This window comes from Arthrobacter sp. B3I4, assembly GCF_030816855.1.
Classification (GTDB): Bacteria; Actinomycetota; Actinomycetes; order Actinomycetales; family Micrococcaceae; genus Arthrobacter.
This window is the reverse complement of record NZ_JAUSYK010000001.1, coordinates 2,282,466-2,295,102: the sequence shown is the minus strand read 5'-3', so window position 1 is coordinate 2,295,102 and position 12,637 is coordinate 2,282,466. Positions and strand designations below refer to the sequence as shown.

13 protein-coding genes and 2 tRNA genes are annotated in these 12,637 nt (G+C 67.9%); 1 reads left to right on the top strand and 14 read right to left on the bottom strand.

What is annotated here, in order from left to right; genetic code table 11:
• Complete coding sequence (locus tag QFZ61_RS10970) at positions 1-198, top strand: hypothetical protein (RefSeq protein ID WP_307035938.1); 198 nt, start codon at positions 1-3, stop codon at positions 196-198.
• Positions 199-246: 48 nt separating this feature from the next.
• On the opposite strand, the gene QFZ61_RS10965 is transcribed toward QFZ61_RS10970, so the two are convergent.
• From QFZ61_RS10965 to rplU, 14 genes are all read right to left on the bottom strand, one after another.
• A complete protein-coding gene (locus QFZ61_RS10965) occupies positions 247-1,449 on the bottom strand; it encodes an ROK family transcriptional regulator (RefSeq protein ID WP_307038130.1) in 1,203 nt (400 codons plus the stop codon).
• 177 nt (positions 1,450-1,626) lie between these two features.
• Positions 1,627-2,790: a methyltransferase gene (locus QFZ61_RS10960; protein WP_307035936.1), complete on the bottom strand. Its 1,164-nt coding sequence runs from the start codon at positions 2,788-2,790 to the stop codon at positions 1,627-1,629.
• 68 nt (positions 2,791-2,858) lie between these two features.
• The gene (locus QFZ61_RS10955; protein ID WP_307035935.1) at positions 2,859-3,965 is read right to left on the bottom strand and encodes an NAD(P)-binding domain-containing protein; all 1,107 of its coding nucleotides are present in this window, start codon (positions 3,963-3,965) and stop codon (positions 2,859-2,861) included.
• 120 nt (positions 3,966-4,085) lie between these two features.
• Positions 4,086-4,158, bottom strand: a tRNA-Ala gene (locus tag QFZ61_RS10950).
• Positions 4,159-4,320: 162 nt separating this feature from the next.
• Positions 4,321-4,393 (bottom strand) — tRNA-Ala (locus tag QFZ61_RS10945).
• Between the two features lie 116 nt (positions 4,394-4,509).
• Positions 4,510-4,911 carry a ribosome silencing factor gene (gene rsfS, locus QFZ61_RS10940; RefSeq protein WP_307035933.1) on the bottom strand — a complete coding sequence of 134 codons (402 nt, stop codon included), beginning with the start codon at positions 4,909-4,911 and terminating at the stop codon, positions 4,510-4,512.
• Between the two features lie 106 nt (positions 4,912-5,017).
• Positions 5,018-6,454, bottom strand: coding sequence for a hypothetical protein (locus tag QFZ61_RS10935; protein ID WP_307035931.1), 1,437 nt, complete (start codon positions 6,452-6,454; stop codon positions 5,018-5,020).
• A gap of 7 nt (positions 6,455-6,461) precedes the next feature.
• Entirely contained in the window at positions 6,462-7,142 is a 681-nt protein-coding gene (gene nadD, locus QFZ61_RS10930; protein ID WP_373427199.1) for a nicotinate-nucleotide adenylyltransferase, read from the bottom strand.
• 1 nt (position 7,143) lies between these two features.
• On the bottom strand, positions 7,144-7,377 hold the full coding sequence (locus QFZ61_RS10925) for a hypothetical protein (RefSeq protein WP_307035930.1): 234 nt from the start codon (positions 7,375-7,377) through the stop codon (positions 7,144-7,146).
• A 91-nt stretch (positions 7,378-7,468) separates the two neighbouring features.
• Complete coding sequence (locus QFZ61_RS10920; RefSeq protein ID WP_307035928.1) at positions 7,469-8,803, bottom strand: glutamate-5-semialdehyde dehydrogenase; 1,335 nt, start codon at positions 8,801-8,803, stop codon at positions 7,469-7,471.
• 26 nt (positions 8,804-8,829) lie between these two features.
• Positions 8,830-9,975 carry a glutamate 5-kinase gene (gene proB, locus QFZ61_RS10915; protein ID WP_307035926.1) on the bottom strand — a complete coding sequence of 382 codons (1,146 nt, stop codon included), beginning with the start codon at positions 9,973-9,975 and terminating at the stop codon, positions 8,830-8,832.
• A complete protein-coding gene (gene obgE, locus QFZ61_RS10910; protein WP_307035925.1) occupies positions 9,965-11,554 on the bottom strand; it encodes a GTPase ObgE in 1,590 nt (529 codons plus the stop codon). The genes proB and obgE overlap by 11 nt, the downstream gene beginning before the upstream one ends.
• Positions 11,555-11,668: 114 nt before the next feature.
• Entirely contained in the window at positions 11,669-11,932 is a 264-nt protein-coding gene (rpmA, locus tag QFZ61_RS10905; RefSeq protein WP_009372867.1) for a 50S ribosomal protein L27, read from the bottom strand.
• A gap of 59 nt (positions 11,933-11,991) precedes the next feature.
• Entirely contained in the window at positions 11,992-12,300 is a 309-nt protein-coding gene (rplU, locus tag QFZ61_RS10900) for a 50S ribosomal protein L21 (RefSeq protein WP_116768429.1), read from the bottom strand.
• Between the last annotated feature and the right edge of the window lie 337 nt (positions 12,301-12,637).

Below are 12,637 nucleotides of genomic sequence, written 5' to 3'. Positions count from 1 at the left end.
ATGATCGAGCTTCCAGCCAGTTACCAGGAGTATCTCGCCGGCCAGAGCGAGAGCGTCGTCAAAGCCGTGCGGCCGGTGTTGATGCAGTCGGCGGCCGACAAGCTGCACGGCGTCCGGGTGGTGATCCATCCGCACGACCACCAGGCCCACCTGGACAGCACCCTCCCGTTCGGTACCATCCTCGAGGACATTGACTGAGGCTCAACGCTGACGTCAACGGCCGCCCGGTTCACTACCGGCGGCCGGCTAGCCCTCGAGCAGAAGCCGCTGGGAGCGCGGCGCCAGGGTGTGCTCCAGCACCAGGCAGGCGGCCCCGATCGCTCCGACGTCGTCGCCGACGCCGGTGCCCACCACCTCGATTCCGTGGATCCTGCGCGTATCGCTGTGTTCGTCGACCAGCCCCGGAACCAGTTCGAGGTACGCCGGTGCGAGGCAGGTCCAGAACGGGCCGCCGAACACCACACGGTCCACGTCCAGGGTGTTGGTGACCGCGGAGACGGCCCGGCTGACCAGCACGGCCGACTTCCGCAAAATGTCCAAGGCCGCCTCGTTGCCGCCGTAAGCCAACGCGCAAAGTTCCGCGAAGCGTTCCTGCACCACCGGGGCGCTCCGGTCCCCGGGGGAACCATCCAGTACGCCGGCCGCCTCCGCCTGGGCGACGAGGACCTGCGGGATCGCGGAGGACTTCACACAGCCGCGCCGGCCGCAGTCGCACAGCGGTCCGTCAGGGTCCACCATGATGTGGCCGATCTCCCCGGCATTTCCCGAGGTCCCGCGGAGCACCTCGTCATTGAGGACCAGGCCGCACCCTATCCCGGTACCCATGTACACGAAAACGAAGCTGCCGGATCCGCTGGGGCCGCCGGCCCAGGTCTCGGCGACGGCGGCGGCCGTCGCGTCCTTGTCCAAAAGCGTGGTCAGGCCGGTCGCCGCGGCCAGGGCATCGCGGAGCGGAACGCGTTCCCAGCCCGGTAGCAGCGGCGGATTCACCACGGCACCGTGTACCAGGTCGATGGGCCCTGGCGAGGCGACACCGAGTCCGGCGATCTTGGAGCGGTCCACGCCGGAGTCGTCAATCACTTGCTTGATCTCGGCGGCGATGGTGTCGATGATCGCCGCCGGATCGGTGCAGGAGGGAGTCTTGATCCGTGAATGCCGGACGACGGCGCCCACGAGGTCCAGTACGACAAAGGTGAGGACAGCCGGGTCCAGGTGGACGCCGACGGCGTACATTCCGCCGGGGTTAAGCCGGAGCATGGTGCGGGGCTTCCCGGGGCCGGTTCCCTCCTTGCCGGCCTCGACGATGAGGTGCTGATCGAGCAGCCGGCGGGAAATATTGGAGATGGTCTGCGGCGAGAGCCCGACGATCTGCGCCAGTTCGACGCGGCTAAGCCCGGCCGGGGCGCGCCGGATCGCATCCAGGATGACCGTAAGGTTGAAATCCCCCATCCGCGGGAGGTTCGTTCCGCGCCGCGGCGAGGGTGTGCGCATCTCAGTCACTGGTACCTCTCAAGGCCGGCCAAGCACTGCTATGTCAAAAATGGTACGTCACCGGCTGCCTGGTCCGTACCGTTGTTTTGATCGCGGTACCGGTGCCGCGCGCCAACCGCGGCGCCGTCGTCGTGATTAGCTTGATGGCTTGCGGACGCTGGCTGTGACCGTGAATTTCGCGTTGCGGCCCACCTCACCGGTGGGGCCAACCAGCCGTTCCAGTGCCGGCTGGTAGTGCAGGTGGCTGTTGAACACTGTCCAAAGTTCGCCGCCGGGAACCAAAACCCGGGCCGCCGCCTCGATGAGCTTGATGCCGGCGCCGGCGTGGACCGCAGCACCGAGGTGGAAGGGCGGATTGAGCAGGACCATGCCGGCGCATCCGTTCGGCAGGGTGCTCATCGCGTCATCCTGGAGGACCTGGATCTGCCGGTCCAGGCCGTTGGCACGGGCGGTGCCGAGGGCCGACTCGACGGCGGCAGCCGACCGGTCGGTGGCAGTAACCGTGGCGTCCGGGTGGCTCCTCGCGTACAGGGCGGCCAGGATCCCGGTGCCGCAGCCCAGGTCGATGGCGTGCTCCACGAACGGCATGTCCGGCAGGAAGCCGGCGAGGAAGCGGGTGCCGATATCCAGTCCGGTCCCGGCAAACACGGCGCCGTGGGCGCAGACCGCGAGATCCAGTTCGGTATTGCGTTCCTCGACCGGAAAGGGCGGGACGCCGCCCGCCGGTCTGGCCGCCCGCGCCCGCAGAATTCGGGATTTCTGCCGAGCCAGTTGCGGCTGCACCTCGCCGAAGTAGCGCGCCAGCACGGCGTTCATGCCGAGGCTCATGTGTTTGACCCTGCCACCGGCCAGCAGCACGACGTCGGCGGCGGCGTGCCGTGCCACGGCGTCGGCGAACTCCTCCAGTTCGGCAAGGGAGCGCGGCAGCTGGAGCAGGACCAACGCGGCGCCGTCCACGGCGGCGGGCAGCGGAAGCTGGGCGAACCCTTCTGTGAATCCGGTTGCCGCGGCGTTCCGGCGCAGTGCGCGTTCGCCGGTGATGAGGTCTTGGTGCACCCGGACGGCGGCGTTGGTGCTGTCCGACAGACCGAGCGCCAGCGCGCCGAGAGTGAGCGCGCCGTAGTTGTCGCCGACGACGGCGATCCTGCCGCCGCGAGGAACTTCCCCCGTTGCCACGAGTTCTGCGGCTGTATCCAGCAGCAGCCGGTCGGTGGCGTCCCAGGCCTGCAGGTTGGCGGCCTCGACGTCGGGGAACCTCCGGAGCCGGGAGAAGAGGAGTTCAAGGTTGGTGTCCGCCACGCGCGGGTCGCCGCCGTTCTTGTCGGGCTGTCAGTGATCAGGCTTGGGGTGTGGTGCAACGTTTTACGTTATCCCGAACCGGCAAGGAGCGCGGCCACCCCGGCCACCGCCGCCCGGCCCGCCCGGTTCGCCCCGATGGTGGACGAGGACGGGCCGTAGCCGACGAGGTGGACGCGCGGCTCCGCGGCAACGCGGGTGCCGTCCATCGTGATACCGCCACCGGGGCCACGCAGGTGCAGCGGGGCCAGGTGTTCGAGTTCGGGCCGGAAGCCGGTGGCCCAAAGGATGACGTCGGCGGCCAGGAAGTTACCGTCCGCCAACCGCACTCCCCCAGGTTCAATGCCGGTGAACATGGGGTGGCGGTCAAGCACCCCGCGGGCCGCCGCTGCGCGCAGTGCCGGCGTCCAAATCAGCCCGGTCACGGAGACGACGCTTTGCGGTGGAAGTCCCTGCCGCACGCGGTCTTCGACCAGGGCGACGGCGCTCCGGCCGGCCTGCCGGTCGAAGGCGTCGTCGCGCCAGACGGGTTCCCGCCGGGTGAACCAGGTAGTCCGGGTGACCTTGGAGATCTCATCGAGCAGACCGACGGCCGAGATGCCTCCGCCCACCACAAGCACGTGCTGCCCGCGGAATTCCTCGGCGGAGACGTAGTCGGCCACATGCAGCTGGCGGCCCCGGAAGCTGGTCTGTCCCGGGTAGATCGGCCAGAACGGCCGGGTCCAGGTGCCGGTAGCGTTGATGATCGCCCGCGCCGACCATGTCCCCCGGCTTGTCTCCAGGAGCAGGCGCCCGGCAGGGTAGGCGTCCGCCCGGCGGACGGCGCGGACCTTGACGGGTCGTTCGACGGCGAGGGCCAGCTCGGCTTCGTAGCCGGCGAAGTAGCGGCTCAGGAAGCTCGAGCTCGCCTCTTCTGGGTCCAGGGCAGGCTGCGGCACGCCGGGCAGGTCGCTGATGCCGTTCACGGTGGACATCAGGAGCGTTTTCCAGCGGTGGCGCCAGGCTCCGCCGGGGCCGTCCTCGGCGTCGAGCACCACGTAGGTCAGTGGCCGAACGGCTGCGGACGCGCCGGCACCCGCACCGGCGGGAACGAAGCCCCGGCGCTGGAGGTGGTAGGCGGCCGATAATCCGGCCTGCCCGGCGCCGATGACCACGACGTCGGCGAGGGCTGAGTTCACTGCTCCATCCTAGGGCGGAGGGACAGTCACTGAGCCGAGGCCCCTTCCCGCGAGGCCGGTGCCCGGGAATCCCGGCCGGAAAACAGTGAGGCCCCGCTCGATGAGCGGGGCCTCGTTCGGTGGAGCTGAGGGGACTCGAACCCCTGACCCCCTGCATGCCATGCAGGTGCGCTACCAGCTGCGCCACAGCCCCGAACTGTTGTCTTGCCTGGCCGGCGGAAAGGCCGGTCTGATAAAGCAACCTGATTAGCTTAAGCCAGATTGCCGCGAGACGCTAATCGGCACGCGCGGCGCGGCGCTCATCCCCGCACAAAAAAATCCGCCGGAACCCTGAAGGGTTCCGGCGGATTCTCGGTGGAGCTGAGGGGACTCGAACCCCTGACCCCCTGCATGCCATGCAGGTGCGCTACCAGCTGCGCCACAGCCCCGAATTTTCGCTGCTCCGAATTCGTTCTCTCCGGAGCAACTCAAATATCTTAGAACAGCACTTCTGAAAATTCCAAATCGGGCATATTCAGGCAGAGGCGCGAATACACCCGCTCCTCTACTCGGTTTCGGTAGCGGCGGAGGCCTTCGCGGAGACGTCGTCTCCAAGCTGCAGATCCACGACCGGGCAGTCCTTCCAGAGCCGTTCCAAGGCGTAGAAAACGCGGTCTTCTTCGTGCTGCACGTGGATGATGACGTCGGCATAGTCGAGCAGGACCCAGCGGCCGCCGGAGCGGCCTTCGCGGCGCACCGGCTTGAGGTCGAACTTGGACAGTTCATCCTCGATGCCGTCGACAATGGCGTTGACCTGGCGCTCGGACGGCGCCGATGCGATCAGGAAGACGTCAGCAAGGGCAAGCCGCTCGCTGACGTCGAGGGCCACAATGTCCTCGGCCAATTTTTCCGCTGCAGCGCGGGCTGCGTGGCGGGCTGTGGCGATGGATGAATCGGTTGCAGTCACGGGACTCCTTGTAGACGGTAAAGCTTATAAGTGGAAAAGATTCGGCGGCCTCAGGGCCGGGAATCGTGAACGGATACAACGGCGAGGGGCTGCTGCGGCCTCGTAGCTAGCGGGCCATCCCGGTAATGATGAGGACGATGCCGGCAATCAAGGCGAGGACGCCGAGCACCAGAATTCCCAGCTGGAGCGCCTGCAGGCGCCGGGCCCGGGCCAATCCGGCGGTGGCGGCGTCCAAGGGGTCGAGGCCGTACGCGGCATTGGCGGCCACCGGCGGCCGCGCCGCGTAATCCTCCTCGGCCAAAATGCCCGAATGCGCGTCGGCCATTTGTGCGGGTGGCTCCGCGAGTGCAGAAGCGGCAGTACCGCGCGTCCGGGCTGCTGCTTGCGCGGCCTCTTCCGCCCTGGCCAGCACGCCCGCCCGGCCCGATACGGGGCCGGCGTCGCGCTGCCGCGGCGAGCCGGGACGGCGTGAAGTCCTCGGTGGCTGGACCTTGGGGCTGGGGTTTGTGACCAGCGGAACGTATGACGTGGCAGGGCGCTTCATAACCGGCCGCTCCACGCCAGGGACCTCGACGAATTCCAGCGGGGTGACCATGGCCAGGTTACTCGCCGTCGAGGGGCCGTTGTCTTGGTTCTCAACGGCGGGGTTGTCAGTTGCCGGCTTGGTGCCGCCGGGCTGGCCGCCGGGCCGCTGGTCAGTGCGCGGCTTCTGGCCGGGTTGTTTTTGGCCGGCCTCCGCGGGCTGGTTGTTTTGCTCGGCCAGCTTCTGCTTCGCGGCCGCACGCCGGTTCAGGACGGCTGCACGTTCGGCCAGGGCGATCTGCTCGGCCAGCACCTCGGGATTGACGGCGTCGGGATCCGTGGCCGCGATATGGTCCATCTTCGCCAGCTGGTTGCGCGCCTGCTCGGCGAGGAGCTCGCGCGCCGCCAGAGCCTGCTCAACGCTCATTCCCTCCGGCCGCTTACCAGCGGTGCCAGCCGAACCAGCCGGGGCAGCGGAGACCGTGTTCGGGCCGGGAGCCGCACTTGAGCCGCCGGCAGCATCAGAGGCGGCAGGAGCCGCGGCCGAGCCCTGGGAGGCGGGAGACTGCTGCGGCCGGGTCCGCGGTGACGGCATCGGAACGATGGGGTTGGCCGAGGTCGCCGGAGCCGTCTCCTCGGCCAGCTGCTGCAGCCGCAGCTGGCGGCGAGTGAGCGGGCCGCCGGGTGAGAGCTGGCCTTCTTTCTCGGCGAGCTCCTTGATCGTACGGAGAGCCGCCCGGTCCCGGGCGCGGATCTGCGAGGAGCGCTGGGCTGCCGACGTGGTCCGCACCGAGTCCACCGGACCGGGAATACGGCGGCGGCCGGTCGTTTCGGCCTCGGTCGGTTCGGCCGGGCGTTCAGACGACGGGCTCGAGCCGGAACCTGCCACACCGTCCTGGCCCGGCGCAGCCCGAACAGCATCGGCACCAGTGGCGCCAGTGTCCGGGTTCACTTCCTGGCGCTCATCCCAGGCCTGGCGCAATTCGCGGCGGCGGCGGATGGGGGGCTGTTCCTGACTCATGAAAGGCTCATTCGGTGCTGGCGGTTTGGTTTGTCTTGAGGAGACCGGCGTCGGGGAGGTCGAGTCCGGCCTCCGGCTGGCCGTCGTAGAGGTCGTACTTGGCGATGTACTGGACCACGCCGTCCGGCACGAGGTACCAGACGGGGTTCCCGGCGGCAACGCGGGCCCGGCAGTCCGTGGAGGAGATGGCCATGGCCGGGATTTCCAGCAGGGTGACATCGTCGCGGCCCATGCCGTCCAGTTCGTGCCCCGGCCTGGTCACACCCACGAAGTGCGCCAGCGACCAAAGTTCGTTGATGTCCTTCCAGGACAGGATCTGGGCCAGCGCGTCGGCACCGGTGATGAAGAACAGATCCGCTTCCGGCCGCAGCGTGTGCAGGTCCCGCAGCGTGTCGATGGTGTAGGTGGGGCCGGGCCGGTCAACGTCGACCCGGCTGACCGTAAACCGCGGATTGGAGGCCGTGGCGATGACGGTCATCAGGTACCGGTGTTCGGCCTGGGTGACTTTCTTGGCGCTCTTTTGCCAGGGCTGCCCGGTCGGAACGAACACCACTTCATCGAGGCCGAACTTCGCCGCGACCTCGCTGGCCGCGACAAGGTGGCCGTGATGGATCGGGTCGAACGTGCCGCCCATCACACCCAGTCGCAGGCGGCGCTTGGCGCCGTGCTGCTTCTCCGTGGCGGAAATATTAGTGCCCTTGGCCGCGGTCGTGCTTGTTGGGGTGCTGACGGTGCGGGTCCGCGTGCTCCTCAACGGCCTCGTGGCGCTTGCCCAGGTTGCCGTAGGACAGCGTGATGAACATCAGGACCAGCAGGAGCACGAACATCGACCCGCCAATAACGAACGGCGGCGCGATCAGCGGCGCGAGTTCCTCGTGTTCGACGGCTGCGGCGACGGACGTGGCGATCTGCTGAAACAGCATGTTCTCCCCTACTAAGTTCAAATATCTACGATGGCTTAACGGCGCCGGTGGAACCCGCCGTTGCTGGCTTCTGTTCCATGTTACCGCGTTGCTAGGCCCGGGTCTGGCCTTCGCCCTGCACGATCCACTTGGTGGTGGTGAGTTCGGTCAGTCCCATCGGGCCGCGGGCATGCAGCTTCTGCGTGGAGATACCCACCTCGGCGCCCAGCCCCAGCTCGCCGCCGTCGGTGAACCGTGTCGATGCGTTCACGATCACAGCGGCCGAATCGACCTCGGCGATGAAGCGCTCGGCGTTTGCCAGGTCGTTGGTGAGGATCGCCTCGGTGTGCCCGGTGGACCAGGTGCGGATGTGCTGTACCGCCTCGTCCAGGCTGTCCACCATGGCCACGGCCAGGTCCAGGTCCATGTATTCAGTGGCCCAGTCCTCGTCGGTGGCGGGAACGGAGTCCACAGCTTCGGGCAGGGCGGCGCGGATCCGCTCGTCCGTGTGCAGGGTGACGCCGGCGCCGCGCAGGGCAGCGGCGACGGCGGGCAGCACGGTGAAGCCGGAATGCACCAGCAGCGTCTCCACCGTGTTGCAGACGCTGGGGCGCTGCGTCTTGGCGTTCAGCAGGATCTCGACGGCCATCTTCTCGTCCGCCGAGGCGTCCAGGAAGATGTGCACGTTGCCTTCACCGGTTTCAATGACGGGCACCGAGGAGTTCATCACCACGGTCTGGATCAGATCGCGTCCGCCGCGGGGAATCAGCACGTCGACCCGGCCCCGGGCGCGCATCAGCACGTTGGCGCCGTCGCGGCCGTAGTCATCGACACTTTGGACGGCGTCGGCGGGCAGGCCCACGGAGTCCAGCGCGTCGCGGAGGACACCCAGCAACGCGGCGTTCGTGGCGGCGGCGGCGCTTCCGCCGCGGAGGATGACGGCGTTGCCGCTCTTGAGCGCCAGGCCGGCGATATCCACGGTCACGTTGGGGCGCGCCTCGTAGATGGCTGCGACCACGCCCATCGGAACGTTGATCTGGCGCAGGCGCAGACCGTTCGGCAGGGTCTGGCCGCGGACGACGTTGCCGACCGGGTCGGGCAGGTTCGCGAGGTTCTCCAGGGCCGCGGCGAGGCTTTGCACGCGGCCGTCGGTGAGGGTAAGGCGGTCCAGCAGCGCAGCCGAGGTTCCGTTGGCACGGCCTGCGGCAACGTCCTGGGCGTTGGCGGCGAGGATGGTGTCCTTGTGCTGCACCAGGGCGGCGCCGATGGCGCGCAGCCCGCGGTCCTTCCAGGCCCGGTTGGCGCGGGCCATCTGGCGGGAAGCGGCCCGGGCACGGTCGGCGATGGCGTGCACGGCGGCTTCGACGTCCACTGCCGCCACCGGCAGGCCGGCGGAGGGCGCATCGGAAACCGGCAGGTCGGGGTGCGAAGTCAATGCCTCAGTCATGTTCCCAGTTTAGGTGCGCAAGGGCCTTAGACCAGCACCAGGTCGTCAACATGAACAACCTCACGGTCATACCCGCGTCCCAGTGCCTTGCCGAGTTCACGGGTGGAACGCCCGAGCATCTGGGGCAGTTCGGCCGCGCCGTAGTTCACCAGTCCGCGGGCGATGACGGTCCCGTCGCTACCGACCATCTCGACGGCGTCGCCGGCTTCGAAGTCGCCGTGGACGGCGCTGATCCCGGCGGGCAGCAGCGAGGTGTGGCGGTCCCGGACGGCGCGCACGGCGCCGTCGTCGAGCACCAGTGTGCCCCGCACGGAGGCCAGGTGCGCCAGCCACAGCAGCCGGATCGGCTTGCGGGAGCCGTTGACGGAGAACCAGGTCCCCACGTCCTCCCCCGCCAGCGCGGCGGCGGCGTTCGCCGTCGAAGTGACCAGGGCATGGATTCCGGAACCGGCGGCGATCGACGCGGCTTCGACTTTGGTGACCATGCCGCCGGTCCCGACCCCGGCCTTGCCGGTGCTGCCGATGGAGATGCCTTCGAGGTCCCGCGGGCCGGAAATGTGCGGAATCCGCTTAGCTCCGTGCGCGGGCGGCCCGTCGTAGAGCGAGTCGACGTCGGAGAGCAGCACGAGCGCGTCGGCGCGGACCAGGTGGGCAACGAGGGCCGCGAGCCGGTCGTTGTCGCCGAAGCGGATCTCATGGGTGGCGACGGTGTCGTTTTCGTTGACCACCGGAACCACACCGAGGTTCAGCAGCCGGTCCAGTGCACGGAAGGCGTTGGTGTGCTGGCTGCGGCGCATGAAGTCATCGGCGGTGAGCAGCACCTGGCTGACCGTGACGCCGTGCGCGCCGAACGCGTGGGTGTAGCGCGCCATCAACAGGCCCTGCCCGACGCTGGCCGCGGCCTGCTGGGTGGCAAGATCGCGGGGCCGTTTGTCCAGTCCCAGCGGCGCCAGCCCGGCGGCGATCGCGCCGGAGGAAACCAGGATGATCTCGGTGCCGGCGTTGCGTTTGTGCGCGAGGGCATCGGCGAGTCCGGTCAGCGCTTCCTCGGCGATGCCGCCCTTGATGGACGTCAGCGAGGAGGAACCGACCTTGACGACGATCCGGCGCGCGCTGGAAAGCAGGGCACGGCCCGGTGCCGCTGCGGGTGAGGCGACGGCGTTACTCGTCATCGGCTTCGCCGATTCCACTCTCCTTGAGCGGCTGGGCAGCGCGGCGGCCACTGACCGATTCGGTCCAGATGCCGGCCTTGCGCTCTGCCTCGAGCTCGGCCCGGGCGGCTGCCTTCGCGTCGCGGCGTTCCTGCTGCTCCTCGCGCTTTTGGCCGCGCGTCGGGCGGTCGCCGATGTCTGCGAAGCGCACATCGGTGCCGCGCGGGGAGGCCAGCAGTTCGGCACCGGCCATCATGGTCGGCTCCCAGTCGAAGACGACGCCGTCGTCCTCGCCGATGACGACCATGTCGCCGGGCTTCGCGCCCTGCTTGAAGAGTTCATTTTCGACGCCGAGCTTGGCGAGGCGGTCAGCGAGGTAGCCGATGGCTTCCTCGTTGGTGAAGTCGGTCTGCTTGACCCAGCGCACCGGCTTCTCGCCCAGTACACGGAACAGCGGCTCGAGGCCCTTTTCCTCGCGGCGGATCGTGAAGCCGGACTCGTTGACCGCGCGCGGGCGCAGCACCGGAGCATGGACCTTGGGCGGCGTCGCAGCGACGGCGTCGCGGGCCGCCTTCACAATCTCGGCCATCGCGAAGCCGAGCTGGCGCAGGCCCTCGTGGCTGGTGGCGGAGATTTCGAAGACCTTGTAGCCGCGCTTTTCAAGTTCCGGACGGACGAACTCGGCCATGTCCTTGCCGTCCGGCAGGTCCACCTTGTTCAAGGCGACCAGCCGGGGACGGTGGTTCAGCGGCACGACTTCGCCGTCGGTGCCGGCGTAGCTCATGTCCACGGCGTACTTTTCCAGTTCGGCTTCGATCACGGCGAGGTCGGACAGCGGATCGCGGTCGGACTCCAGGGTGCCGCAATCCAGCACGTGGACGAGGGCCGCGCAGCGTTCAACGTGGCGCAGGAAGTGGTGGCCGAGGCCCTTACCTTCGCTGGCGCCTTCAATCAGGCCCGGGACGTCGGCGATGGTGAAGCGCACGTCCCCGGCCTGGACGACGCCGAGGTTGGGGATCAGGGTGGTGAACGGGTAATCGGCGATCTTGGGCCGGGCGGCGGACATGGCCGCGATGAGGCTGGACTTGCCCGCGGACGGGAAACCGACCAGCGCGATGTCCGCAATCGACTTCAGTTCCAGGACGACGTCGCTGGACTCACCCTCGATGCCGAGCAGCGCGAAGCCGGGGGCGCGGCGCTTCTGCGAGGACAGCGCGGCGTTGCCGAGGCCGCCCAGGCCGCCGGCGGCGGCGATGAACTCGGTGCCTTCGCCGACCAGGTCGGCCAGGACGGTGCCGTCCTTGCTCTTGACGACCGTGCCCTCGGGAACCGGCAGGATGAGGGTCTCGCCGTTCTTGCCGCCGCGCCAGTCGCCCATGCCGGGACCGCCGTTGGTGGCGTGCCGGTGCGGGGCGTGGTGGTAATCGAGCAGGGTGGTGGTCTGGGGATCCACGCGCAGGATGACGTCGCCGCCGTTGCCGCCGTTGCCGCCGTCGGGCCCGCCCAGGGGCTTGAACTTCTCCCGGTGGACGGAGACACAACCGTGGCCGCCGGTACCGCCGGATACGTGCAGTACTACCCGGTCTACAAAGCTGGCCACGTGGATCTCCTCAGTGCGTTTCCTTGAGCCGCAGGGGCCCAAGATGATTGTAATGCGGTTAAAACACCGGTGGAGCGGACCAACTGGCCCGCCCCACCGATTTAGAACTAGTTGTTACTCTGCAGCTGCAGCAGCCACGATGTTCACAACGCGACGACCGCGGCGGGTGCCGAACTCGACAGCACCGGGGGTCAGGGCGAACAGGGTGTCGTCGCCGCCGCGGCCTACGCCGGCGCCCGGGTGGAAGTGGGTGCCACGCTGGCGGACGATGATCTCGCCTGCGGAAACGACCTGGCCGCCGAAGCGCTTGACGCCGAGGTACTGGGCGTTGGAGTCACGGCCGTTGCGAGTGGAGCTCGCGCCTTTTTTATGTGCCATTTGAAATGCCTGCCTTTAAATTCTGGGGAATCTGCTGAAAACCTGAACAGTAACGCTAGTTACTTGATACCGGTGATCTTGACCTTGGTCAGTTCCTGACGGTGACCCTGGCGCTTCTTGTAACCGGTCTTGTTCTTGAACTTCTGGATGACGATCTTGGGACCACGAAGGTTCTCCAGGATCTCAGCCGTAACCGTTACCTTGGCCAGGTCCGCAGCAGCAGACGTGACCTTGTCACCGTCCACCAGGAGCAGTGCGGGCAGCTCAAAGGTGCTGCCGGCTCCACCGGGGACGCGGTTCAGGGTAACGAAGTCTCCAACGGAAACCTTCTCTTGGCGGCCGCCTGCGCGGACAATCGCGTACACCACTGTGGAACTCACTTCTCTCGACGTTTATTACTAGATTTGCGTGCGGAACCTGGGGTCGAAGTAATCCGACCGGCTCACGCTGTGCCTCAACGCCGGCAGGTTCCCCGGGGGAACCCATGAGCTATCCCGTGGATAATCCTGCCCGTAGTACGGCTGGACTGGTCCTCAAGGTCATAACCCAAGTGTTGGCGTAAGCACCGAAGATCTAGACTACGCTAATTTTGCCTTCGGCCGCAAACGAGGCTGGCCCCGGCGGGTACTGCGTGACAGCCGCCACAGCCTTCCCCTGAAGGGGTCGGACTGGGTGCCGCAGCAACTTCCGGAACCGCGCCCACCA